Raw genomic sequence first — 23,308 nt, 5'->3', positions numbered from 1 at the left:
AAACGCGCGCAACGTCCTCCTCGCGCTCATCGATACAAGGGGAGGAGGTCGAAGATGCCGAAGGCTTTGAGCTACGCGGACGCCGTCCGGATCCTGGGCGGCGGAACACCCGACAAACTGGTGACCGCACTCGATCGCCTCGCCGGTGGCGCGTTGCTCGCGTTGTCCGCCACCGGATCCACGCTCGCCTTGAGCCTCTTCGACGCGAAGTCCGAGTTCTTCCGCCTGACGGGTGAACTGGTCTCCAAGCTGACCACTCGCCTTCGTGACACCGGACGAAGGGAGCGCGGTGAGCAACTCGCCGCCGCGCACAGCGTGATCGTCGTGGCGGCCTTCTTCGAAGCCCTGTCCACGGTTCGCCTGCCCTTCGATGTCGCCGAACTCGAGTTCACCCCGTCGGACGGGCTCACCGTGGCGTTGTTGCGGACACCCGCTCCCGTGCTGGCGCCGCACCGGCCCTACGAACGCTCGATGGAGGAACTGACCGGCTTCTACGCCGATACGGCCCGCGTGGTGCTGGAATTCCTCACCGGACTGTCGGTGTGGGACCGCTTGGACGACCGTGACCGGCGCGCCGTCGAGGACGTGATCCTCGGTGAGACCGCGACCAGGGCGCTCACGAGGTACGAGGACCTGTTCCGGCGTCTGGCCACGGACTTCCCCGAGGTGGGTTTTTGGGCCAACCTGGTCGATCACCAGGCGACCAGGGCCGAGATCCGTGAGCTGCGGACAGGCCTGGCAGGCGTCGCGGAGGTGCTGTCGGAGGTCGCTTCCGGGCGTGCTCCCGACGATCGGCGGCGGACGCTCGCCCGCTTCCACGAGGCCGTGCTGCACCGGTCACTCCTGCCGGTGACCCCGGATGGTGTCCGGATGCCGACCGTCGCCGAGGCGTACGTCAATCCCCGCTTCCGGGTGGTGGCGGACGTGGCCCACGACCACATCGCCGACGAGGACTGGTGGCTCCGGCAGCCTGTTCGCGCCGACCTCCAGGAGTTCCTCGTCGGGCACCTGACCTCGCCCGCCGCCACCGAGGCGCCGTTGGTGGTGCTTGGCCAGCCGGGCTCGGGGAAGTCGATGCTGACCAAGGTGCTCGCCGCCCGTCTCCCCGTGAGCGAGTTCGTCGCCGTGCAGGTGCCGCTGCGAGAGGTGCGGGTGGACGGTGACGTGCAGACCCAGATCGAACAAGGGCTTCGTATCTCGACGGGGGAGCGGCTGTCCTGGCGCGACTTCGTCCAGGCGACGGACGACGCGGTCCCGGTGGTCCTGCTCGACGGATTCGACGAGCTCCTTCAGGCGACCGACATCAGCCAGTCCGATTACCTCCACCGCATCGCCCGGTTCCAGCAGCGGGAGGCCGATCTCGGGCATCCGGTCGTCGTGGTGGTGACCAGCCGGGTGTCGGTGGCCGACCGTGCCCGGCCCGCCGGCGGCATGGTCAGCCTGTTGCTCGAACCCTTCGACGACGAGCAGATCGAACGATGGCTGGTCCCGTGGCGCCGCCACAACGACACCGATCTCACCGTCGACGTCCTGCGCCCGCACGCCGATCTGGCCCGGCAGCCGCTGTTGCTGCTGCTCCTCGCGATCTACGACCGCACCGAGTCTCCGCTCAAGGAGCACCGGGACGCCCTCGGCCAGAGCCAGCTCTACGAAGGACTGCTGACCGGATTCGCCCGGCGCGAGGTGCTCAAGCAGCACGTCGGTGAGTCCGACGACGAGGTGGCACGCCTGGTCGAGCGGGAACTACTCCGGTTGTCGGTGGCGGCGTTCGCGATGTTCAATCGCGGCCGGCAGTGGGTGACTCCGGAGGGACTCGACGCCGACCTCGCCGCGCTTCCCGTCGGTGAGATCAGTTCCCGGGTGATCATCGGGAGCTTCTACTTCATCCACACCGCGCAAGCGCTCAAAGAGGATGGGCGGCGGCTCCGGACCTACGAGTTCCTGCATCCCACGTTCGGCGAATATCTCATCGCCAGGATCACCGTGCGGGAACTCCTGGCCCTCGCCGAAGGCCGTCGCGAGAACGATGACTTCTTCCACGCGTTGCTGTCGTTCGAACCGCTCACCATGCGGAAGACGGTGCTGGGTTTCCTGCGCGGCCTCGTCCTCGAACTGCCCGCCCGCTGCCTGCGGCCGGTCCAGGAGACCCTGCTGTCCCTTTTCCACACCGCGCTGCTGGAGAGGAACTCCTCTTTGGCGGGCTACCGGCCCGGCAGCGTCCAGGTGCCCAAGCGGTGCGCGGTGTACTCGGCGAATCTGTGCGTGCTGCTGGTCACGGGGCCCTCGTCCGAAGTCACGACCGATCAGCTCTTCCCCGATGCCGAGAAGCCGGTGACGGCATGGGCGAGGATGTCGGCTCTCTGGATTTCCCAGCTGCCCAGCGAAGGACGCCAGGGACTCGTCCGGGCGTTCAGGCTGGAGCGGTTCTGGCAGGACGGCAGACGGGGCGTCCGGATCACGGGCGAGTTCGGAGATCCCAGTGAGCGAAGGCCGGCCGCGGACCCGTATTGGACCTACCGGATCGCGCCGGACGATCAGTCGACCGGGGAACGCAGCTTCTACGGCTGGATTCGCCTCGACTTCGACGCGCTCGAGTCGGAACTCGAATTCCTGTGCAGTGTCGAAGGCGACACGGTGGCGCACACGCTGGCTCCGTTCGCGGACGGCTACGGCACGATGGTCACGACGTTCTACGGGTTCGGCGACGCCCGTCCCGTTTCGCCCGCCCATTTCCTGATCGATCTTTGGCTCAAGGACGGGAGCGGTGCCGGCGAGGGAGAGCTGGCCGCCGCTTTTCACCTCTGTCTTCGGCACGCGGTGGACGGCTTTGCCCCCTTCGACAGCGAGACGCGGCGAAAGTTCCGGGTCCTTTTCCTGCGTCAGTTTCACCGCCTGCGCGATCGGCTGCCGTCGTCGATGGTGGACAGTGCGGTGGAGGAGATCCTGCGCACCACCGGCCCGGAGATCATGGAGCGTGAAGACTTCCTGGCTTTGACGAGAGAGATCTGTCCCGGCCTGCTGCCTTGAGACCGGACGAAACGGAATGGCCGGATGTTCCGGCTTTGACAAATTCTTCCGGTTCGTTCGGAATTATCGCACCGGAAGCTCGCGGTGGTACCTTCGAGGCAGGGAATCGGCGCGGTTGCAGTGTCGCAAGGTCGCCGTGAGGGGATAGAAAGATGGAGCGCCGGCAGCAGGCGGTACATCGGACGATTGTCATCGTGGACGTGGAGGCGTTCACCGATCAGCGCCGGACCACACCGCACCAACTCGTTGTCCGCGAAGCGTTGTACGACGCTTTGTCGCAAGGTTTCGAGGTCGCCGGTGCGCCCTGGTCGGAATGTCATCACGAAGACCGTGGTGACGGGGTTTTCGTGCTCGCACCCGCGCATATTCCGAAGGCGCCGTTCATCGAAGTGCTCCCGAATGCGCTGGCGGCCGGATTGACGCAGCACAACATCGCGCATCCCGCGGAACAACGAATACGGTTGCGTATGGCGCTGCACGCCGGGGAAATCGTCTATGACGATCATGGTGCGACAGCGGAATCGGTCAATTTCACCTTCCGTCTGCTGGAGGCCGCCCCACTGCGGACCGCGCTCGCCCGCTCGGAGGGCGTGCTCGCGGTGATCGTGTCGAAATGGTTCTTCGACGAAGTGGTGCGCCACAGTGGAGAGATCGATCCGGCCACGTTCCGGCCCGCCAGGGTGCTGGTCAAGGGCACATCGGCGGTCGGCTGGATCTGGCTGCCGGACCATCGGTATCCGGCCGATCTCACGTATCTGGCGTCGTCACGCGGGCGTACGGAGCCGGAATTGCGGCAGTTGCCCGCGGCGCCGCGGTCCTTCACCGGCCGTGCCGAAGAACTCGCCGTGCTCACCTCCGTGCTGGAGGCCGCGGCCGAGCAGTCCACGACGATCGTGATCTCCGCGATCTTCGGCACCGGCGGTGTCGGCAAGACCTGGCTCGCCCTGCACTGGGCGTATCAGCATCTCGACCTGTTCCCGGACGGTCAGCTCTTCGTCGACCTCCGCGGTTTCGCGCCGGAGGGGCAGCCCCTGTCGCCGAGCGCCGTGGTGCAGGGATTCCTGGACACCTTCGGGGTCGACCCGGCGCGGGTGCCCGCCGAACTGGAGGCGCAGGCCGCTTTGTACCGGAGCATCTTGGCGGACAAGAGAATGCTGATAGTGCTGGACAACGCCCGCGACACCAAACAGGTGATCCCGCTCCTGCCCGCCAGCCCCGGCTGCGCCGTCGTGATCACCAGCCGAGACCGGCTGGCGGGTCTCGTCGCCGCCCACGGTGCCCGCACGATCCCCGTGGACGTCTTCTCCGCCGCCGAGGCGCGGGAAATGCTCGTGACGCGACTCGGTGCGGCCAGGCTGAACGCCGAGCCCGAAGCTGTCGGGGAACTCCTGTCCTGCTGTGGCGGGTTTCCGCTGGCGTTGAGCATCGTCGCCGGCCGGGCCGAAGCGCACCGGGACTTCCCGCTCGCCGTCCTCGCCGCCGAACTGCGCGACGAGACCACCAGACTGGGTGCGCTCGACGAAGGCGACCCGGCCGCCAGCCTGCCCGCCGTGCTGTCGTGGTCCTACGCGGCGCTGTCCGACGATCAGGCCAAGATCTTCGAGCTGCTGGGCATGGCACCGGGGGTCGACATCGATCTCACCGCCGCGGCCGTCCTGACGAACCTGCCCGCCGGTCGCGTTTCCGCGGAACTGCAGGCACTGGAGCGGGCGTCCCTCATCCACCAGCACGTTCCGGGACGATGGCGGATGCACGATCTGATCAAGCTCTACGCGGACGGTCAGGCCGAGCGACGGCACGACCAGGCCGCACAGGACGACGCACTCCACCGGTTCGTCGACTTCTACGTGCACACCGCCCACGCCGCCGACCTCCTGCTGGATCCGGACAGCCAGTCCATCGACCTGCCCGCTCCGCACGAGGGCTGCTCGCCGCGCGTCATGCGGAATCCCCAAGACGCGCTTTCGTGGTTCAACGCGGAGCATCTGAACCTCATTTCCGTACAGCAGGCGGCGCTGGAGCGGCGATGGTTTTCCTCCGTCTGGCACCTGGCCTGGGGAATGCACGCGTATCACTGGTGGCAAGGCCATATCCATTCCGACGTCGCGGTCTGGGAGACGGCCCTCACCGCGGTCGAACGACTGGGTGAACCACTGCCCTTGACCCTGGCGCACCAGATGCTGATCCAGGCCTACTCGCGTCAGGGCGACCACGGCAAAGCACTGGAGCACGGCAGGCAAGCGCTCGCCGGAGTCGACGACGTGAGTGTCGTGTACCGGGCCCCTGTCCACCACGCGGCCGCGCATATGTGGGCCCGGCAAGGAGAATTGGCGAAAGCGCTCGACCACGCCATCCAGGCGATGACGTTCTACCGCGAAGCGAACCGGCCGATCCGGGAAGCGTGGGCGCTGACCATGGTGGCGTCCTTCGCCATCAAACTCGGGCAAAACGCGCGTGGCGAAAGTGCGTGCGAGGAGGCACTCGCACTTTTTCGCGAACACGCCTATCCCGTAGGCGAAGCGGCCGTTCTCAATACCCTCGGCGAACTCGCCTTCGCCAACGGCGACTACGCCGAGGCGCTCGCGCAGTTCGAAGACACGCTCACGCTTCGCCGCGAACTCGGCACGACCTACGCGTCGGCGGACACACTGGACAACATCGCCCGGACACACGTCGCACTCGGAGACAAGGACAAAGCGCGTGAGTCGTGGCTCGACGCGCTGCGCCTGTACCAATCCCAGCTTCGCAACGACGAGTCGAGCCGGGTGCAGAAACAGCTGGACCTGTTGGACGGATCCTGAGCCGGGCGGGGTGTCCTTCACGGACCGGTGTTCTGGGGTGACGGACGTCCTCAGACGTCGCGAACGCTGAACGTCGTGAGACAGAAGTCGCCGTCGGCCTTGCGATCCGCGATCACGGTGCCCCTCGCGGGCCGGTTCTCGACGGTTCCGGTGACCTCGGCCAGGACGAATTTGGACGTTCCGCCTGCCCTGGTGATCGTGACGCGTGATCCCAAGGGCAGCAGGGAATCGATCTTGTCGTCCATGAACCTCTTCTGCTCTTCGCAGGCCAGCGCGATCGCCCCGGCCTTGTCGTTTCCGGCGATCTTGGCGAGGAAGTCCTTGATCACCCGCACGCCCTCTTCCGGCGCTTGAGGAGCAGGGCGCCGGGTGACCGTGACCCGCGGCCGCGTCGCCCGGCTGATCGTCGTGCTGGTCGGGCCGTCCTCGCTGCTCGTGGGCGCCGAGGTCGGTGCCGGATTGGAGGACGGGACGGGCAAGGGGATGCTCTCGCCCTTGCCGAGAAGGAATCCGGGAGTGGCGAAACCGGTGATGCAGAAGGCGGCCAAGACGATCACGGCGATCAAGATCCCGACGGCCGTGCCGGGCTTGACGGTCGACGGCCGCGTCGGGGTGTGCTGCTGATCGGGGTAGCTCATCGGATTCACCTTCCGTGCGGATCTGAATTGGCGATCCGACGGTGCTTTCCCGGTGCGGGTTCCGACCTTTCGATGATGTTACGGCTGCTCGCATCCTGTTCCGTGAAGCGGAGAAATGTGCTGGTAGAGGGGACACCGTACGATCGTCGCCAGCCGGCGAAGGGACGCGAAAGGTGACGACGATGCCCGAGGATCTGGGTCCCTTCCAGGGCTTCTGGAACGCCTGGGACGAAGTGCACGCCGAGATATGCGGAAAGGCCTTCGAACACTTCCCTCGCGCGGCGGAGATCCAGTTCCGGGAAATGCGTGAACATCTCGACAACGGTGACACCCTGGCCGCCGCGCGCGAAGCGACGGACGTGATCAGCGTCGCGCTCAACACCCTGCGCTGGCTGGGATACGGACCGGCGGAAGCAGCCAGGATCGCGAGTGACCGCGCTAGGGAACGGATGCTCGGTCAGACCTCGTCGATTCTCGACAAGTATCAAAGCGAACACGACATCTGACGCGGGAGCGCGACCGTCAGCGCGTTGATCCTGCAAGAAAGAACCGGGGGGCGGGGTTCAACTGCGAACACCGCCGCCGATCGACTCGATCAGCGAGCTGCCACCGACCTGCCACCGACCTGGACTCCGCCGTCGCGGCCCGTCGCCGTGATGGTGGCCGGGCTGCCCAGGCTGGCGCCCATGTCCACGCTGATCGCCGCCCCGAGGTACGCGGCGAGGCACGCGGTGCTGTTGGCGTTGGCGATGTCCTCCGGGACACCGATGGACGGCGCGAACATCCGCGCCGCGAGCGCCCCTTCCGGCGAGGGCCGGGAATACCCGTAGACGCCGAGGAAACCGAAGTGGTCACAGGCGTCGCGCAGACGATCCATGTCCGGCCTCAGGGCGGCCAGCGCGGCGCGTTCGGGTACGGACGCCAAGACCCGTTCCCGGCCGATCCCCGCGACGCGCAGCTCCGGCTCGAACCCCAAGGCGGCCGACATCAGGGCGCGTTCGGCGGCGGTCGGCTCGCGGTGCTCGACGGGACCGGGGTCGAACGCGGCGGTGAAACGCCGCCCGTCCGGTTCGCACCAGCCGTCGAAGACCCGCTCGCCGGTCCGGAGCGTGATCTCGAACCGTTCCTCGGCACCCGCTTGTTCGGCGAGGGCGGCCAAAGCGGCGATCGTGCCGTGACCGCAGGCGGGCAGTTCGCCCGCCGAAGTGAAGAACCGCAGTTCGACCGGACCGTCGTCCGGCTGTCGGACGAAGACCGCGTGCGACGCGCCCCAGGCGGCCGGTACTCGCCGGATCGTTACCGCGGGCGAAACTGTCGGTGGTCGCTGCCACACTCCCCGCCATGACGAACGAGGTGCGGCTCAGGGCCGTCGAGCAGGCCGATCTCGACGTGTTCTTCGAGTACGAGCAGGACCCGGAGGCCGCCGCCCGCGCCGCGTTCCCGGCACGCGATCGCGAATGGTTCATGAAGCACTGGAAGACCCGGGTACTCGGCGATCCGGCGGTGACCGTGCGCACCGTCCTGGCCGACGGCCGGGTCGCGGGCAACGTGGTGGCCTGGCCGCAGGACGGCAGGCATTGGGTGGGTTATTGGTACGGCAGGGAGTTCTGGGGAGGAGGTGTGGGATCGCGAGGGCTCGCTCTGTTCCTCGACGAGATGCCGGTACGGCCGTTGTACGCCGATCCGGTGGAGACCAACGTCGGATCGGTCCGGGTGCTGGAGAAATGCGGTTTCCGGTTACTGTCCGAAAAGGACGGTGAGCATGTGCTGCTCGTACTCGGCGAGTGACCGCGGACGAGGCGGCCACCACCATGATCCCGGCCGCGAGGTGCGACCGGGACCACGGAGGGCGGCGGTTCAGCAGGGCCGCAACAGCCAGCAGAGCCGGTAGTTCGCCTGGTAGGTCGTGGACGTGCCCGGCGCGACGATGTTCTGCGTCCGCGCGCCGCCGTGTGACCAGTCGGTGAAGGCGTACTTCAGGTTGAGCGGTGGCAGGTTCTGCGGGCTGTCAGCGCTGATCGAGTTGGTGGATCCGGCGATCACGGTGCGGGAGAACGGCGTGCGCTGCTGGGTCCCGCCGACGGTGAGCAGCGCCTGATTCGGGCTGGAGGCGAAGTTCAACGACACCGTCTTCGGCTGGAGGTCGACGGTCTTGCCGCCGGTGCGCCCGGTCGAGTCGGTCGCCGTGAGGGTCAGTTGCAGGTAGGACGGGTACTCGTGGTCCGGTGCCACGAACGAGCCGGACGCGACCCCGGGGAAGTCCTGGACGTTGTGCGTGTGGCAGGTGCCGTTGGCCGCGCAGTGGCGGATCGCGAGCCGCCACGACAGCGCCGAGGGCGGAAGCTCGCCGTCCTGGGCGTCCACCGCGCGGCCGGAGAACGTCACGGTCTGGCCGACGGACCAGGTCAGCGTGCCTGACGGGCTGTCGATGACCGGCACCGGATCGAGGCCCTGCGGATTCCCGACGGTCACCCGCACCGTCGTGGTCGCGCTCGCGCCTACGGAGTCCGTCACCTTCAGCCCGGCGTCGACGGCGGCGGCCGCGGTGTAGGTCCAGGTGGGGCGGGAGGCCGTCGAGTCGTCGTAAGCGCCGTCACCGTCGAGATCCCAGGCATAGGACAGGGTGTCCCCGGCGTCCGGATCGGTGGAACCGGTGCCGTCGAACTGGACCGTCAGCGGCGCCGGACCGCTCGTCGGATTCGCCGTGGCCACCGCCGTCGGTGGCCGGTTGGTGCCGCCCGGATGGCTCACTCGATGGAGTTCGCCGCTGCCCAGCGCCACGTAGAACAGATCGCCGCCCGGACCGGTGAGGACCTGCACCGGCGTGTTGGCACCGGTCACGAAAGGCACCAGACGGCTCACGTTCGGCAGGCCGTCGACGGTCTGCATGGCCCAGATGCACCCCCTTGAGGAGTCGGAGAAGAACAGCGCGCCGGAGTAAGCGGCGGGGTAGTTGCTGCCGGACTCGAAGGCGATACCGCTGATCGAAGAGCCGCCGGTGGGGCACGGGTCGCCCGCCACCACCTTGGCACTGTGGTTGTAGGCGTAGTACGGCGCGGTCTGCCCACCGGAGGCGTACAGGGACTCGCACAGGTCGAGGTTCGCGCCGTCGTACCCGGCCTGTCTGGGAGCGCCTTCGAAGCAGGGCCAGCCGAAGTTCTCCGCCACCGTGTCGCCGACGTCGGCGACGCGGTTGATCTCCTCCCAGGTGTCCCACCCGACGTCGCCCGCCCAGAGCTCGCGGGTGCCGGGCCGGAAGCCGAACCGGAACTGATTCCGCGCGCCGTAGGCGATAACGCGCCGGGCGTTGGCGTCGGAGCTGCTCGCGAAGGGGTTGTCGGGCAGGCCTTCGCCGGTGTCGGGATCAAGGCGCAGCAAGGTGCCGTTGAGCAGGACCGGCTCCCCGGCGGGACGTCGTGGTGACTGCGAACGCAGTGCGCCGCCCTCGGCCGTCGGCGGCGTGAGGTTCGTCCCGGCGGGCGAGGGCGGGTCGGCGCAGGGATTCTCGACCTGGCCGTAGTCGGCGAAGTTGAAGCTGGCGCCGTCGCCGCCGCCCGCGTACAGAGCGCCGTCCGGCCCGAAGCCGAGAGCGCTGACCGAGTGACTGGGGAACTGCTGGCACCAGCCGGTGACCAGCGGCTTCTCGCTGACGGCGGTACCGGCCGGACCCATGGTCAGCCGGGAGACACGGCCGGTGACGACACAGCCCTTGGCGGTGGCGCCCGGCGGGGTCGGGCAGGTGTCGCCCCACCGCGGCGGGGTGCCGCCGGGCGCCGCGTCGAGGGTGTAGGAGACGTAGACGTAAGGCCTGGCGGGGAAAGCGGGATCGACCGCCAGTCCGAGCAGACCGCGATCCCAGAAGTCCTGAGTCTGCGGACGCAGATCGGCGAAGACCGTCGCCGTCGGGTCGGCGAGCGAGTCGAAGACCTTGACCAGGCCGCTCTTCTCCGCGATGAACACCCGGCCGTCCGGCGCGAACGCGGTGGCGGTCGGCGAGCTGAGCCCGTCGATCGCCACCGTGTCGGTGAAACCGGCGGGTACCGCGGCTTCGGCGGGTGCCGCCGCGACGAGCGCGACCGCGAGGGCGGCGACGAGCGGGCCGACGACGCCCGTCGCCAGCGCACGCCGTGATCTTCGTGGGAACAGCGGACGTCGGGAACTCATCACACGAACTCCTCCTGCGCAGGGACCGGAAAGCACGGGACAGCTGTCCGGTATGGCGCGGGAAGACCGAAAGTTGTTACGGCCCTGCGGGAAATGCGCACAACTCGCCAAAAAACGCGCCGGGGCGGGCGCGCGGCGGCTCCTCGCGCGCGGCCGCCCCGACGGGAGCCGCAGGAGGGGGAGTCGGTCTCGTCGCCGTCCAGCTCGCTTCGGGTAGCTCTCGCGGGTGACAAACCCGCGCTACGCTGAATGGTCGACAGGACGAGGAGAGCGGATGGAAAACGGCGGAGTCCGGGTCCACGGCGAGTCCCGGCAGCCGGTGCTGTTGCTGCCTGGCGGCGCCGAGTCCTGCGAAGGCTTCTTTCCGGGGCTGGTCGAAGGTCTCGTCGCCGATCCGGGCTGCCGGGTGATCGTGCACGACCGGCCGGGAACCGGCACTTCGACCGACGACAGCGCGCTCGCGGACGCCGCGTCCCACCTGAGCGCGCTCATCGAGAGCCTGGACTGCGGTCCGGTCGTGGTGGTCGGGCAGAGCCTCGGCGGTGCCGTGGCGGTGCTGCTCGCCCGTGCGCACCCCGAGCAGGTCGCGGGTCTGGTCCTGCTCGACCCGACGCCCATCGACGATCCCCGTACTTGCGCCGGGCTGGAGCGTGCGATGGGTGTGCTCGGCAAGGTCTCGACGGTTCCCTTGGTGCGCAAGGTCTTTCCGCGCGTCGTCCACACTGCCGTGGTCCGGGCCGCGCGACGTCAGGAGCTCCGGCCGGACTGCGAGGCCGCGTTCGTGCGCACGGCGGACGCCGACTTCCCAGTGCTGGCGCGTGCGGTTCGCGGCATCACGGCACTGGCGAAAGAGGTCCAGGGTGCCGAGTTGCCCCGGCTGCCCGCCGTGGTGGTGACCGCGGACCGCAAGCCGGACAGCGCGATGCGGCGTTCCCACGAGCGTTTCGCCGCCGCGTTCGGCGGGCGGGTCGAGTGCTGGCCGGGGGCGACGCACAGCGTGCACCTCGACCATCCCGACGAAACCCTGGCGACGGTGCGAGAACTGGTCTCTCAGGTCGGCCGCGAGGCCTGAGCGGATCGGGCTGTCAGGGGCGGGAGAAAGCCTCGGCAGGCTGGGCGAGGCGCTGTGCGAGCGTCTCGTCGTGACGGGCGATCTCCCGGACGAGCGCTCCGATGGACGCCTCGTTGGCTCGGTGCAGTTCGCGATCGTCCGTCGCACGGGCGCGCGCCCGCGCCAGCTCGTCGAGCAGTTCGGCCGGGAGCTTGTCGGCGTCCCGGCCATGGTGTGGATTGAGGCCATGGCGGACGCAGGCCAGTGCGATGACCTGATCACGTACACCGTCGAGCATCAGCAAGGCCTGCCAGCGACGGCCTCGAGCGATCGCGGAGCGCGCGTGCAGCCCGTAGAGCCATCCCATTCCCACGAGATGGCCGGGGTCGGGGCTCGCCGGGCTTGTCGGCGTGTTCGCCGTCCCGAACACAAGCTCGAATCCCGGCTGGGTCGCCCGGAACTGCTCGTCCGGCTCCGCCTCTGCCCCGATACGCAGCGCCAAGTCGATATCCGACCACGCGTCCTCACGCCCTGTCGCGGCGGAGCCGACCAACGCCGCCGCGCTCACCTCCGCGTCATCACGCGCCCAGGAGAGAAGAACGTCCCGGACCGCCGTTCTCTGCGCGATCGAAAACATGCGACCGACCCTAAAGAATCATGATGCGCTGGTCACGGACTTGGCGGCGAGGCCGCTGACAGGCTCCATGCGGCGCCTTCCTCGTGCCGGGTCAGGGGGCGGCCGGCGGGAGGTCCATGATGCCGGTGGCCTGTGACCAGGCACAGCGCCACGTGCCGTCGGCATGGGTGTAGACGTCGGTGTGCCAGGCATCGTGCCGCGGGATGTCCGCGCCGTCGACGGTGAGTTCGATGGCGCACCGGTAGCGGAGGACGACGACGTCGGTGCCGACGATGGCGTCCACGTCGCCGGTCAGCTCCAGTGTCCGGTAGGCGACCCGTCCGGTGGTGAGGAGATCCAGGTATTCGGCCTTCGTCCACACGGTGCCGGTCGGGTTGCACAACCGGTACTCCTCGGCGTGCAAGCGGTCGTAGGTGCCGCGATCCACGTCGAGGAGACAGCGGATCCGATCCTGCTCCGCCTTGATCACTTGGCCGGCCACATCGTCGGTCATGCCGCTCCTGGATTCTCCTGTGGCGAGATCGAGCTGATCGTCGCGTGGTTACGCCGGAGATGTTCTCGTCGAACAAATCCTGCGTCGTCGAACATCGCGCTGGAAGCATCGATGCTACGGGAATATCGTTACTTTCCCCGGCTGCCTGACATCCGCGGATGACGCGCTTTCGTTCGTTGTGGTTCCGGGTGTCAGGCCGCGGTGTAGCCACCGTCGGCGGCGACGACCGCGCCGGTGATGAACCCGGACCGAGGCGAGGCCAGGAAACCGATCACCTCGGCGATCTCCTCGGGCTGCGCGACCCGGCCCAAGGGGTGGGCGTCGCCGAAGGAGCGCAGATACGCCCGGCTGTCCGCGCGGAAGTTGTCGAGCATGTCGGTCTCGATCACACCGGGGGCGACGACGTTGGCACGGATGCCATGCGGGCCGCCCTCCAGCGCGAGCACCTTGGTCAACTGCGCCAGCGCCCCCTTCGACGCGCTGTAGGCCGCCGCATCGGCCAGGCCGACCGTGCAGGCGAACGAGCCGACGGTGACGATCACGCCCGCACCGCGTTCGCGCATCACCCGGAACGCCTCCCTGGCGTGCAGAAAAGTTCCGCGGGCGTTGACCGACATCAGCTCGTCCCAGTCGGCCGCGGTGGTCTCGGTGATCGGCTTGTTCACCGAGCGACCGGCGTTGCCGACCAGGATGTCCATGCCGCCGAATCGGTCGATCGCCGTGGCGACCGACCGCACCGCGACGTCCTCCCGGGACACGTCACCCACCAGCGTGGACACCCGGTCGAATCGGGTGGCGAGATCATGCACCTCGGGGCGGACGTCCGTGGCCAGCACTCGCGCGCCGCGGGCGTGCAGCCAGGCGACCGTGGCCGCGCCGACCCCGCGGGCCGCCCCGGTGACCAGCGCGACCTTGCCCTCCAGTTCACGGCTCTCCGGCTCGCGGGCGGCGGGTGCCACGCTCATCGCCGTATCTGCTCTCGGTGGTCCGCGGCGGACTCGCGATAAAGGACGAGATGCTCGTGGTAGAGCACGCCGTCTCGGATGTCGCCCGTCGCGGTGAACCCGGTGTCGTCCACATAGTCGAGGTGGTTTCCGGTCACCGTGTAGCGACCGGTGTAGGCGCTGCGACGTTCGCCGCGCGCTTCGTCGTAGCGCCCATCGGTGCGTAACTCCTGCCGGATATACCCGTCCGCGGTGACCCACATGCCTGTCACGTCGATATCGCTTGTCATACCGACCAGCGTCGGCGACGGAGACGAGCGAAGGCAGGACGTGCGGTGGCTGGGTGTGCGGCACCCCCCCAACCGGTCTGCCGCCGGGAGACCCGGCCGCCGCGTATCCGGTGCCCGCCGTCATGTGTCATCGGCATGTGCGGTCCACGTGTCCGAAAACCCGTTGGCGCCAACCGACAACGGTCGTAGTCTGAACCACTTGGCACGTCGACGACGACATCAAGCGGGCAGCCGATCCGACCACCTCGCAGGCCGAGGTGATGGCCCTGCGGCTGCGGGCACTCGCCGCGCGGCACGGACCGAGCCTGTTCCGGAGGTTGGCGACGAACCCCGACTGCGACTCTGCGCTGCTGCACCACATGGCTCGCAACGCCACCGCACGGCGGACGTACCGGGCGGTCGCCGAACACCCGAACACCCGCGCCGAGACCCTGCTGCTGTGCCTCGGCGACGACATCGCGCGGCGGTGGGCCGCGGAACACCCGAACCTGCCGGCCGACATTCTGATCGGGCTTCTGAACGACCCGGACCTGGCCCGGCATGCGGCCGCCAACCCGGCACTACCGATCGAAACAATGGAGTCGTTGATCGCGCGGCCATCCACTTCGTGACATCACGGGGTCCGTCGGTAGTCCGTGGGATGCGACCGACGGTTCCCGCTTCGACCATATCGGCTACTGGTCCAAGGACGTCACGGCGGACAACAACGCCTGGCACTCCGAGGCGCACCGATCGAGTTCGACTCCTGCCCCTACGGTCGCTCCTTCACCTACCACCGGCTCGACAGCATCGGAGCCCGGATCGAGTTGGTGGACCTCGCGGTCCAACCGGGGTTCCGCGACACCTGGGTCCAAGACACAGCGGCGATGCCGGTGCTCGACCTCGACGATCCGACCGCCGGACCGTGACGGTCACGCCGCGGTCGCGGTGCCCTGGTCCAGCCCCCTGCCGCCGTGCTTCAGTGTGAGTGGACCTCTGGCAGTCGGGCGAACGAGATAGGGCAAGGCATGACTTCCCACAGACGCGACGGAGACACCTGGGATTTGGCGTCCAGCGTCGGCACGACAGCCACCGCGGCCGCAGCGGCCCGGGCGATCGCGACCCGCGAAGATCGTTCGCTGATCGACGACCCGTTCGCCGAACCGCTCGTCCGGGCGGTCGGTATCGACCTTCTGACGAGGCTGGCGACCGGCGCACTTCCTCCCGGCGACCTGGTCGGGCAGTCGGCGATCGACGTGGCCAAGATCCGTACGAAGTTCTACGACGACTTCTTCCTCGACGCGGCAAGGGCGGGCATCACGCAGGCCGTGATCCTCGCCTCGGGGCTGGACTCACGCGCGTACCGGCTGCCCTGGCCGGCCGAGACAGTGGTGTACGAGCTCGATCAGCCACAGGTCATCGAGTTCAAGAGCCGCACCTTGGCCAAGTTGGGCGCGGAGCCCACGGCCGAGCGGCGAGTAGCCGGAGTCGACCTGCGCGAGGACTGGCCGTCCGCTTTGCGCGCCGCCGGTTTCGACTCGGCGCGGCCGACCGCGTGGAGCGCGGAAGGCCTGCTGGGCTACCTGCCGCCGGAGGCGCAAGACAGCCTTCTGGACACCATCACCACGCTCAGCGCGCCGGGCAGCCGGGTGGCCACCGAGAGCAGGCCCAATCCGAAACCGGGCGATGACGATACGACGAAGGAAAGCCTGAACCGCCTCTCCGAGCGTTGGCGCGCGCAGGGTTTCGATCCCGGCATGGCGAAACTGCGTTACTTCGGTGATCGCAACGAAGCCGCTCCCTACCTGGCCGGCCTCGGCTGGACGCTGGACGGAGTGACCATCCGAGACCTGCTGGCCGCCAGCAACCTGCCGCTGAACGACGACGACCTGCGCATGGGCGACGTCCGCTACATCAGCTGCGTCCTCACCGAGGCCGCGAGGTAGCCGCCGCCCGGCATGACGACCCTCGAGGAAAGAACCCAGCGGTCACCTCAGGTCTGGATCCGGACGCGAGGTGATCTCCTCGACGTTGGTGTGAATCCAATCCAGAGACGGTCCCTGGGGGCGACAGCCTCGATTGCTCAGGCAGCAACTCTTTGCGGAGGGGGACTCAGTCGTCGGTCGTCGGCCCTGGTCCAATCGCGGTGTACCGGGCGGCGATGGTGCGGACGGCCTCGTCGACTTTGGTCGGAAACTGCTTGAACAAGGTGGCTTGCGCAACGCCCGAGCGCTCTGCGATCCGTGCCAGCGATGTCCGGTCGTAGCCCAATTCGAGGAACAGTGCGGTCGCGGCCGTCACGATCAACGCGCGCTTCTCCTGGGCGATGCGCTGGTGGTATGTCCGGCTGATGCGCATCAACTTCCACCCACCGGCATGATCGCGGACCTCCCGGCAGATGACCTGCTCCCTGGGCTGGGGGTGTAGCCGTGGCTAGAGCGGCCGTGCAAGTACGTCGGGTTCGGTTCAGTCACCCACCCGGCCGGTGTCGTATGCCCACATCGCGATCTCGACCCTGTTTCGGGCGCCGATTTTGGTCAGCAGGCTGGCGACGTGGGTCTTGGCGGTCGTCAAGCCGATGAACAGCTCGGCGGCGATCTCCGCGTTCGTGCGGCCGCGGGCGACCAGCGTCAGCACCTCCTCCTCGCGTTCGGTGAGCGGCTCGATCGGTTGGATCCGCCGGCTCGACGGTTCCCTGGCGGCGAGCGTGGCCAGCAGCCGCCGGGTGATGTTCGGCGCGATCAGGGCATCGCCGACGGCGGCGGCGTGGACGGCCTGGACGAGCAACTCCGTCCCGGCGTCCTTGAGCAGAAAGCCTCGGGCGCCGGCCCGGAGCGCGCCATGGACGTACTCGTCGAGGTCGAATGTCGTGATCACGACTACTGCGATCGGGTCCGGGACGCCCCGCCCCGCGAGGAGCTTGGTCACCTCGATGCCGTCGAGCCCGGGCATCTGGATGTCGACCAGGCACACGTCGGGGCGGAGCCGATGCGCCAGCTCGACGGCGGCGTGGCCGTCGGCGGCCCGGCCGACGACCTCGATGTCGGGCTGCGCGTCAAGGATCATCGACAGGCCGGTGCGCACCAGATCTTGGTCGTCGGCCACCAGCACGCGCACCGTCATCGGCGTACCTTAGTCGGCAGTTCGGCGTCGACCGTCCACCCGCCCTCGGGCGACGGCCCGGCACGCAGCGTGCCGCCGAGCAACTGCACGCGCTCGGCCATCCCCAGTAGTCCGAAGCCGTGGTTCACCGACCGTGCCGGGTCGATCTGTCCGTCGTCGGTCACGCGCAGGCGCAGCGTTCCCGCGCCGTCCACGACCTGGATCTTCACCCGCGAGGCGTTGCGGGCGTGCCGCAGGGCGTTGGTCAGCGCCTCCTGCGCCAGCCGGTAGACCGCCGTGTCGATCTGGGGCGGAAGTTCGTCCAGGTCATCCGGCAGCTCCACGTCGACGACGGGGACCGGGGTGGATCTGGCGAGGGAGACCAGGTCGGCAACGCCGGGCTGGGGGGCGTACCCCGCCGGCGCTCCGTCGCGCAGCACGCCGACCATCGCCCGCATCTCCGCGAGCGTCCGCGACGCTTCCCCTTCGATCGCCGCCAGCACCTCGAGTGCCGCCTCAGGTCGCGAGCCTGCCATCGCCAGGCCCGCCTGCGCCTGCACGGCGATCGCCGAGACGTGGTGGGCGACGATGTCGTGCAACTCGCGCGCGAGCCCGACCCGCTCCTGGCCGCGGATTCGGTCCGACTCCCGGCGCCGGCTCTCGGCGCGGTAGCGGAACGCCGCTCCGCCCGTCGCCGCCGCCGCGAGGATGGCGAACCCGCCGAAGATCTCGGTCGGCCCGATGTGGTCGGGGACCATACCGATTCCCGCGGTGAGCGCCACCACCGCCAGCCCGATCACGATCTCGTGCCCTGAGCCCCAGCGGACCAGTGCGTAGACGAGCACCAGGACGTAGATCATCGTGTCGAGGCCCACGCTCGGGGCCCCGCCCAGCAGGCTCGCCAGGCCCAACGCCATCGCGGTGCCGAAGGCCACCACGACACAGGCCAACGGGTGGGTACGCCGCCACAGCAGCACCGGCGCGAGTCCGGCCGCCACGATCGTCGCGAACGGCCGCCAGGCGACGTCGTCCCGGAGGAGCCCCTCGAGCAGCGCCGTCACCATCAACGTCCCGACCAGCAGCCAGTCCCGCGGCACCCGTTCGGGAGCGTCCGTGGCGCGCGGCTCGGCCCACAGCGAGCGCAGGGCATTGGTGGTCACGCACCCAGCCTAGGGACCGCCAAGGCGTCGGGGACCGACCGAAAGAACGAGACGCCGCTTCCTCCCCACGGCCGGGCGGTCCGGCCCCGACGACGATGTGCCCGCCGCCGGACTCGGCGATCGTTGGCTCACCAGTCCTCACCACGACAACGGAGCCCACGATGAAAACACGCCAACCCGCCACGACCGCACTGGACGAGCAGCGGATCCCGGTGAGAACCAAGCTCGCCGCAGCGTGGACGAGCCTCGTGCTCCTGTACGCCTACGTGGACATTCTCGCCTTCTTCAAACCCGGTGTCATCAAAGACATCGAGGCCGGCGTCGTCTTCGAGTTCGACATCAGCCAGACGTTGTTCACCGTCTTCCTCACGCTCATGGCGATCCCGATCCTCATGGTCGTGCTGTCGATGACCCTGCCCGCCCGGGCGAACCGCACCACGAACCTGATCGTGGCCTCGATACAGGTCCCCTTCGCGGCGTTCAACGCGGTGGGCGAGTCCTGGAGGTACTTCTACGGCCTCGGCGTCGCACTGGAATTGATCGTGCTCGCCCTCATCCTGCGGTGCGCCTGGACCTGGCCCCGCACCGCGCCGCCGGCGACCATGGCCACCAGTCCGGACCGTGAAAACGTTCGCGCCCAGTAGCGTGAATCCAAGCCCAGTCCCCGTCCTGTTCGGAGCCAGGTGCCTCGGTGCCGCGACATGGGTCTGCTGGCGGTGGGACACCAACTACCACTGGGACGTCGCGTAAGGCCTTCCATGCCTGGGCATCGCCGCCGCGTTACTTAGGTGCCCTGAACGCTGACGATGGTCTTTACCCAGTCCAGGCTGAGAACACGTCAACCTCCGCTTCTCGGCATGAGAGCGCGTTGACGGATCATTGGGGAAGACGGGTGCTGTAGCGGTCCGGGCGTCATGGCCGATAACGATGGTTGACGGTCGTGGGCCAGGTGAGGGGTTCGATGTGATCGAGTCGGTGGAGCTGGTGGTCGCGGCGTTGGCCGCCGGGGCGGCGGCAGGGACGCGTGAGACGGCGTCGACAGCGGTGAAGGACGCGTACTCAGGAGTGAAGACGCTGGCCCTGCGCACGTTGCGCCGTGGCGGATCCGTGCCGCCCGCGGTGGTGGAGGCGGTCGAGTCCGACTTGATCACGCCGGGCGATGACGAGGACGGCGTCGCCCGGCGACGCGCTGTCGAAAAAGCGCTGACCGAGGTCGATGAAGAGCTCGTGACGGCGGCGCTCAAGGTGCTGGAGCTGACCGATCCCGCCGGAACCCGGGCGGGAAAGTACCGGGTGACGTTGCGCGGCAACAAAGGCGTGCAGGTAGGCGACCACAACACTCAGACCAACACCTTCGGCTGACACCGCCGCCGATGCCCTCGAACCCCCATGGTTCCGACGGAACACCGGACCCGCGACGGCCGCCTGTGTACGAGATCCGCGACGGCCAGGGCGTGCAGGTGGGAAACCACAACGTCCAGCACAACATCTACGAGCGGCACGTCCACGCACCGGCGGTCATCACGCCGATGGAACGGGTCGAAGCACCCGCCGGTCTGATCAATCTGCCGGAGCGATCCGCGCTGTTCGTCGGCCGTGGCGGGGAAATGCGGCGGCTGCGGGAGGCGATCACGGCGTCCTCGCCGGGATCGGTGGTGGTGACCGCGGTGCACGGACTGGGCGGGATCGGCAAAAGCGCACTGGCCGCGCACTACGCCGACACGCACCGAGCGGGCCACTCTCTGGTGTGGTGGATCACCGCCGACGCCCCCACGTCCATCGAAACAGGTTTGGCGCGGTTGGCGGTCGCGCTGCAACCCGCGGTGGGAACTCTGCCGCTGGAGCAGCAGACCGAGCACGGCCTGCGCTGGCTGGCCACGCACGGCGGCTGGTTGCTGATCCTGGACAACCTCCCTGGACCGAATGACGCGGCGGCGCTGCTGGCCCGCCTGCCCGGGGGCCAGGTGCTGATCACCAGCAGGCGCACCACCGGCTGGCACGACATCACCACCACGCCGCTCTCGCTCGACGTCCTGGAACCCGGCCAGGCGCGGGAACTGCTCACCCGCATCCTGACCCACGACGACCCCGGCGCGGACGCAGTGTGCGCCGAACTGGGATATCTGCCGCTCGCCATCGAACAGGCCGGTGCCTTCATGGTCGAAACCGGAACCACCGCCGGCGAGTACCTGGACTTGCTCGGCCGATACCCGGCCGCCATGTACGGCGAGACCGCCGAGGGCGGGGACACGCAACGAACCATGGCCCGGATCTGGCGCGTCACCCTCGATCGGCTCGCCGACACTCCGTTGGCGGGCAAGGTGTTGCGAGTGCTGGCCTGGTACGCCCCCGATGACATTCCCGTGGCGTTGCTCAGTGATCTCGATGACGAGCTCGCCGTGATCAAGTCGTTGGGCCGCCTGGCCGCCTACGCCATGATCACCCGCACCGGTGAGGCGATCGGGGTGCACAGGCTCGTGCAGGCGGTCACCCGCACCCCAGATCCCGACGACGTCCACCGCACTCCGGCCGACGTCGCACACGCACGCGAGCGCGCCACCCGCGCGCTGAGCAGGGCACTCCAGCCGCTGGATCCCGAGGCGCCCCAAGACTGGCCGGTGCTGCGGGTCCTGATGCCCCATGCCCAAGCACTCGTCAGCAACACCGACCCCGAGGACGACACCGGCGACACCATCTTCGTCCTCGGCCAGCTGGGCCGATTTCTGGGGAACCAGGGGACAGTGGCGATGGCGACGGGATATCTGGACCGTTGCCTCGTCGACTGTGTGCGGGTGCTGGGGCCCGACCATCCCGTCACGCTGACCTCCCGCAACAACCTCGCCGCCGCCTACGAATCGGAAGGGAATCTCCGGCAGGCGATCCAGCTGTACAGGGCCGCACTGGCCGATCGCGAACGGGTGCTGGGTCCTGACCACGCCGACACTCTGGTCTCCCGTAGCAATCTTGCCTTCGCCTACCGGTCGGCGGGGAGTCTCGAACAAGCGATCCCGCTGCACGAAGCCACCCTCGTCGACCGCGAGCGAGTGCTGGGCCGCGATCACCCGGACACCCTGACTTCTCGCAACAACCTCGCGGGCGCCTACGAAACGGCGGGGGATCTCCGGCAAGCGATCCCGCTGTACAAGGCCGTGCTGGCCGATCGCGAACGGGTGCAGGGCCCCGACCACCCGGACACCTTGGCCTCCCGTAACAATCTCGCGGGCGCCTACCGGTCGGCAGGCGATCCCGGGCGAGCGATCCCGCTGTACGAAGCCACTCTCGCCGACTGTGAACGGGTCCTGGGCGCCGACCACCCCAGGACGTTGACCTCACGCAACAATCTCGCGGGCGCCTACGAGATGGCGGGGGATCTCCGGCAAGCGATCCCGTTGTACGAAGCCAACCTCGCCGACCGCGAGCGAGTACTGGGGCCCGACCACCCCAGTACGCTGACTTCACGCAACAATCTCGCCGCCGCTTACGAGATGACGGGGAAACTCGGGCAGGCGATCCCGCTCTATGAAGCGACCCTCGCCGACTGTGAGCGAGTGCTGGGTCCGGACCACCCCGACACCCTGATCTCCCGCAACAACCTCGCCTACGCCTATTGGCTGGCAAGGGATCTCGGGCGGGCGATCCCTTTGCACGTGGCCACTCTCGCCGCCCGCGAACGAGTACTCGGTCCCCATCACCCGCACACTCTGTCCTCTCGATACAACCTCGCCGCCGCCTACGAATCGGCGGGGGATCTCCGGCAGGCGATCCCGCTGTACAAAGCCGTCTATTCCGCCTACAAGCGGATATTGGGGCCCGGACATCCCGAAACCCAGGCCGTACGCGCCAGTCTCCGTCGCGCCCGCGGAAGGTGACACGTGGAAATTCGGTCAGCCCGCTGCGGGTGTCGGCGTGGTCGGCGGTGTTCGTGCGGTGCGTGGCGGCGGACGCCGCGGACGAGCAGGTAGCCGATCATCCAGAACTCGCCCACGGTCGCGGGAAGGGCGAGCGCGTCGGCGACGAGCGGTAGGCCGGGGGCGAGGTAGGTGGTGAACGCACTGAGAACGTAAGCGATGCCGCCGCCGATGAGGAGCAGGCCGAGGGTGCGGGGCATCCAGCCCGAGCGGAGCGCGCACTGGCCCAGGGGGATGGGCCACAGGCCGAAGAACAGCGTTCCCACGCCCCACAGGTTGCCGCTGACCAGATACAGGAGTCGGACGGTGGCCGCCGTGTCCCCGATCGGGTCGCTCGCGAGCTGGACCGCGGTGGCCAGTGCTGGGCCGCGGCGGTCGTTCTGGCTGATACGCAGGGGATCCAGGCACTGACGATGCGTCGGCTCGCCATCGAACTCCACGTCGAGGCCATGTCGCTCTACTACCACCTGCGCGACAAGGAGGCCTTGCTCGACGGCGTCGTCGAGACCGTGATCGCCGAGGTCGGCGCCGCAGTCACCCGCCCCGACACGAAGGGCGGTGGCGAAGACTGGCGTACGCGGCTGCGGCGGCAGTTCCTCGCGGCACGGCACGTCATGCTGCGCCACCCGTGGGCGCCCGGGCTGTTGGGCTCGCGCCGGACCGTCCCGGCCGTCGTGCTCGCCTATTACGACGAGATCATCGGCACGCTCGTCGGCGCCGGGTTCTCCTACCGCCTCGCCCACCGGGCGCTGCACGCGTTCGGGAGCCTGCCGCTCGGTTTCGCGCAGGAGATCTTCAGCCCGGAGTCAGCCGGCGGGAACATGGAGGACGACGCCGCGGAGGCGGACCTCGCCGCGACCGCCGAGAATCTGCCGCACCTGACCGCCATGGTGGCGGCCGAGATCCACGACAGCACCGACCCCACGCTCGGGTGGTGCGACAGCCAGATCGAGTTCGAGTTCACCCTCGACCTGCTCCTCGACGGCCTCGAACGCCTCCGCGGCTAGCGGAAAGCCCGTACTCGTCCTGTGATCGTCTGGCCAGGCGACGGTGAAGTGACAGCGGCTTTCGACGTCATCGAAGAGTCTGCCGGAAACGCGATTATTGACACTGA

Annotated in this window: 22 protein-coding genes; 11 read left to right on the top strand and 11 right to left on the bottom strand. The window is 68.5% G+C overall.

Annotation, left to right across the window (positions count from 1 at the left end; all coding sequences use genetic code 11):
• Positions 1-54: 54 nt before the first annotated feature.
• Together IE302_RS08030 and IE302_RS08025 are read left to right on the top strand one after the other, a co-directional pair.
• Positions 55-3,027 carry an NACHT domain-containing protein gene (locus IE302_RS08030; protein ID WP_191253368.1) on the top strand — a complete coding sequence of 991 codons (2,973 nt, stop codon included), beginning with the start codon at positions 55-57 and terminating at the stop codon, positions 3,025-3,027.
• A 194-nt stretch (positions 3,028-3,221) separates the two neighbouring features.
• A complete protein-coding gene (locus IE302_RS08025; RefSeq protein WP_191253367.1) occupies positions 3,222-5,828 on the top strand; it encodes an ATP-binding protein in 2,607 nt (868 codons plus the stop codon).
• A gap of 50 nt (positions 5,829-5,878) precedes the next feature.
• Here the strand turns inward: IE302_RS08025 and IE302_RS08020 are convergent, their stop codons facing one another.
• Entirely contained in the window at positions 5,879-6,466 is a 588-nt protein-coding gene (locus IE302_RS08020) for a hypothetical protein (protein WP_191253365.1), read from the bottom strand.
• A gap of 182 nt (positions 6,467-6,648) precedes the next feature.
• Between IE302_RS08020 and IE302_RS08015 the strand changes: the two genes are divergently transcribed.
• Positions 6,649-6,972, top strand: a complete 324-nt coding sequence (locus IE302_RS08015) for a hypothetical protein (protein WP_191253363.1) — start codon at positions 6,649-6,651, stop codon at positions 6,970-6,972.
• Between the two features lie 89 nt (positions 6,973-7,061).
• On the opposite strand, the gene IE302_RS08010 is transcribed toward IE302_RS08015, so the two are convergent.
• Positions 7,062-7,799, bottom strand: coding sequence for a PhzF family phenazine biosynthesis protein (locus IE302_RS08010; protein ID WP_191253361.1), 738 nt, complete (start codon positions 7,797-7,799; stop codon positions 7,062-7,064).
• 8 nt (positions 7,800-7,807) lie between these two features.
• Between IE302_RS08010 and IE302_RS08005 the strand changes: the two genes are divergently transcribed.
• Positions 7,808-8,254 (top strand): GNAT family N-acetyltransferase, encoded by a 447-nt coding sequence (locus IE302_RS08005; protein WP_191253359.1) that lies wholly within the window; start codon positions 7,808-7,810, stop codon positions 8,252-8,254.
• 69 nt (positions 8,255-8,323) lie between these two features.
• Here the strand turns inward: IE302_RS08005 and IE302_RS08000 are convergent, their stop codons facing one another.
• Positions 8,324-10,630 (bottom strand): PQQ-dependent sugar dehydrogenase, encoded by a 2,307-nt coding sequence (locus IE302_RS08000; protein ID WP_191253357.1) that lies wholly within the window; start codon positions 10,628-10,630, stop codon positions 8,324-8,326.
• 274 nt (positions 10,631-10,904) lie between these two features.
• Here IE302_RS08000 and IE302_RS07995 point away from each other — a divergent pair, with 274 nt between their 5' ends.
• Positions 10,905-11,702, top strand: a complete 798-nt coding sequence (locus IE302_RS07995) for an alpha/beta fold hydrolase (RefSeq protein WP_191253355.1) — start codon at positions 10,905-10,907, stop codon at positions 11,700-11,702.
• A 13-nt stretch (positions 11,703-11,715) separates the two neighbouring features.
• Here the strand turns inward: IE302_RS07995 and IE302_RS07990 are convergent, their stop codons facing one another.
• The 4 genes from IE302_RS07990 to IE302_RS07975 form a co-directional block, all read right to left on the bottom strand.
• A complete protein-coding gene (locus IE302_RS07990; RefSeq protein WP_229907669.1) occupies positions 11,716-12,318 on the bottom strand; it encodes a nucleotidyltransferase domain-containing protein in 603 nt (200 codons plus the stop codon).
• Between the two features lie 91 nt (positions 12,319-12,409).
• Positions 12,410-12,811 (bottom strand): nuclear transport factor 2 family protein, encoded by a 402-nt coding sequence (locus IE302_RS07985; RefSeq protein ID WP_191253353.1) that lies wholly within the window; start codon positions 12,809-12,811, stop codon positions 12,410-12,412.
• A gap of 191 nt (positions 12,812-13,002) precedes the next feature.
• Positions 13,003-13,776 carry an SDR family NAD(P)-dependent oxidoreductase gene (locus IE302_RS07980; RefSeq protein WP_191253351.1) on the bottom strand — a complete coding sequence of 258 codons (774 nt, stop codon included), beginning with the start codon at positions 13,774-13,776 and terminating at the stop codon, positions 13,003-13,005.
• Positions 13,773-14,045, bottom strand: a complete 273-nt coding sequence (locus tag IE302_RS07975) for an Atu4866 domain-containing protein (RefSeq protein ID WP_191253348.1) — start codon at positions 14,043-14,045, stop codon at positions 13,773-13,775. Before IE302_RS07975 ends, IE302_RS07980 begins: the two co-directional genes overlap by 4 nt.
• Before the next feature lie 260 nt (positions 14,046-14,305).
• Between IE302_RS07975 and IE302_RS07970 the strand changes: the two genes are divergently transcribed.
• Both IE302_RS07970 and IE302_RS07960 read left to right on the top strand, forming a co-directional pair.
• Complete coding sequence (locus IE302_RS07970; protein WP_191253346.1) at positions 14,306-14,656, top strand: hypothetical protein; 351 nt, start codon at positions 14,306-14,308, stop codon at positions 14,654-14,656.
• A 396-nt stretch (positions 14,657-15,052) separates the two neighbouring features.
• Positions 15,053-15,970 (top strand): SAM-dependent methyltransferase, encoded by a 918-nt coding sequence (locus tag IE302_RS07960; protein ID WP_191253344.1) that lies wholly within the window; start codon positions 15,053-15,055, stop codon positions 15,968-15,970.
• Between the two features lie 166 nt (positions 15,971-16,136).
• On the opposite strand, the gene IE302_RS07955 is transcribed toward IE302_RS07960, so the two are convergent.
• The 3 genes from IE302_RS07955 to IE302_RS07945 all read right to left on the bottom strand — a co-directional run bounded on the left by IE302_RS07955 (position 16,137) and on the right by IE302_RS07945 (position 18,286).
• Complete coding sequence (locus IE302_RS07955; RefSeq protein WP_229907668.1) at positions 16,137-16,382, bottom strand: TetR/AcrR family transcriptional regulator; 246 nt, start codon at positions 16,380-16,382, stop codon at positions 16,137-16,139.
• A 108-nt stretch (positions 16,383-16,490) separates the two neighbouring features.
• Positions 16,491-17,147: a response regulator gene (locus IE302_RS07950; RefSeq protein ID WP_191253342.1), complete on the bottom strand. Its 657-nt coding sequence runs from the start codon at positions 17,145-17,147 to the stop codon at positions 16,491-16,493.
• The gene (locus IE302_RS07945; protein WP_191253340.1) at positions 17,144-18,286 is read right to left on the bottom strand and encodes a sensor histidine kinase; all 1,143 of its coding nucleotides are present in this window, start codon (positions 18,284-18,286) and stop codon (positions 17,144-17,146) included. Before IE302_RS07945 ends, IE302_RS07950 begins: the two co-directional genes overlap by 4 nt.
• Before the next feature lie 161 nt (positions 18,287-18,447).
• Between IE302_RS07945 and IE302_RS07940 the strand changes: the two genes are divergently transcribed.
• The 3 genes from IE302_RS07940 to IE302_RS42680 all read left to right on the top strand — a co-directional run bounded on the left by IE302_RS07940 (position 18,448) and on the right by IE302_RS42680 (position 22,155).
• Positions 18,448-18,930 carry a DUF6326 family protein gene (locus IE302_RS07940; RefSeq protein ID WP_191253338.1) on the top strand — a complete coding sequence of 161 codons (483 nt, stop codon included), beginning with the start codon at positions 18,448-18,450 and terminating at the stop codon, positions 18,928-18,930.
• A gap of 319 nt (positions 18,931-19,249) precedes the next feature.
• Positions 19,250-19,648, top strand: a complete 399-nt coding sequence (locus IE302_RS07935; RefSeq protein WP_229907667.1) for a hypothetical protein — start codon at positions 19,250-19,252, stop codon at positions 19,646-19,648.
• Between the two features lie 11 nt (positions 19,649-19,659).
• The gene (locus tag IE302_RS42680) at positions 19,660-22,155 is read left to right on the top strand and encodes a tetratricopeptide repeat protein (protein ID WP_229907666.1); all 2,496 of its coding nucleotides are present in this window, start codon (positions 19,660-19,662) and stop codon (positions 22,153-22,155) included.
• On the opposite strand, the gene IE302_RS43235 is transcribed toward IE302_RS42680, so the two are convergent.
• A complete protein-coding gene (locus tag IE302_RS43235) occupies positions 22,077-22,634 on the bottom strand; it encodes a DUF4386 domain-containing protein (RefSeq protein WP_373307921.1) in 558 nt (185 codons plus the stop codon). The genes IE302_RS42680 and IE302_RS43235 overlap by 79 nt on opposite strands.
• Here IE302_RS43235 and IE302_RS07915 point away from each other — a divergent pair.
• On the top strand, positions 22,536-23,201 hold the full coding sequence (locus IE302_RS07915) for a TetR/AcrR family transcriptional regulator (protein WP_373307961.1): 666 nt from the start codon (positions 22,536-22,538) through the stop codon (positions 23,199-23,201). The genes IE302_RS43235 and IE302_RS07915 overlap by 99 nt on opposite strands.
• Positions 23,202-23,308: the final 107 nt, after the last annotated feature.

Origin of the sequence: Amycolatopsis oliviviridis (genome assembly GCF_014654365.1) — a bacterium.
Classification (GTDB): domain Bacteria; phylum Actinomycetota; class Actinomycetes; order Mycobacteriales; family Pseudonocardiaceae; genus Amycolatopsis; species Amycolatopsis oliviviridis.
The sequence above is the reverse complement of the archived record's forward strand: the minus strand, read 5'-3'. Positions and strand labels throughout refer to the sequence as shown.

Bases quoted from the DNA above. Each gene is read 5' to 3' on its own strand.
- IE302_RS08030 (WP_191253368.1), top strand. From the start codon at position 55: ATGCCGAAGGCTTTGAGCTACGCGGACGCCGTCCGGATCCTGGGCGGC.
- IE302_RS08020 (WP_191253365.1), bottom strand. From the start codon at position 6,466: ATGAGCTACCCCGATCAGCAGCACACCCCGACGCGGCCGTCGACCGTC.
- IE302_RS08015 (WP_191253363.1), top strand. From the start codon at position 6,649: ATGCCCGAGGATCTGGGTCCCTTCCAGGGCTTCTGGAACGCCTGGGAC.
- IE302_RS08005 (WP_191253359.1), top strand. From the start codon at position 7,808: ATGACGAACGAGGTGCGGCTCAGGGCCGTCGAGCAGGCCGATCTCGAC.
- IE302_RS08000 (WP_191253357.1), bottom strand. From the start codon at position 10,630: ATGAGTTCCCGACGTCCGCTGTTCCCACGAAGATCACGGCGTGCGCTG.
- IE302_RS07995 (WP_191253355.1), top strand. From the start codon at position 10,905: ATGGAAAACGGCGGAGTCCGGGTCCACGGCGAGTCCCGGCAGCCGGTG.
- IE302_RS07990 (WP_229907669.1), bottom strand. From the start codon at position 12,318: ATGTTTTCGATCGCGCAGAGAACGGCGGTCCGGGACGTTCTTCTCTCC.
- IE302_RS07985 (WP_191253353.1), bottom strand. From the start codon at position 12,811: ATGACCGACGATGTGGCCGGCCAAGTGATCAAGGCGGAGCAGGATCGG.
- IE302_RS07980 (WP_191253351.1), bottom strand. From the start codon at position 13,776: ATGAGCGTGGCACCCGCCGCCCGCGAGCCGGAGAGCCGTGAACTGGAG.
- IE302_RS07975 (WP_191253348.1), bottom strand. From the start codon at position 14,045: ATGACAAGCGATATCGACGTGACAGGCATGTGGGTCACCGCGGACGGG.
- IE302_RS07970 (WP_191253346.1), top strand. From the start codon at position 14,306: ATGGCCCTGCGGCTGCGGGCACTCGCCGCGCGGCACGGACCGAGCCTG.
- IE302_RS07960 (WP_191253344.1), top strand. From the start codon at position 15,053: ATGACTTCCCACAGACGCGACGGAGACACCTGGGATTTGGCGTCCAGC.
- IE302_RS07955 (WP_229907668.1), bottom strand. From the start codon at position 16,382: ATGCGCATCAGCCGGACATACCACCAGCGCATCGCCCAGGAGAAGCGC.
- IE302_RS07950 (WP_191253342.1), bottom strand. From the start codon at position 17,147: ATGACGGTGCGCGTGCTGGTGGCCGACGACCAAGATCTGGTGCGCACC.
- IE302_RS07940 (WP_191253338.1), top strand. From the start codon at position 18,448: ATGAAAACACGCCAACCCGCCACGACCGCACTGGACGAGCAGCGGATC.
- IE302_RS42680 (WP_229907666.1), top strand. From the start codon at position 19,660: ATGCCCTCGAACCCCCATGGTTCCGACGGAACACCGGACCCGCGACGG.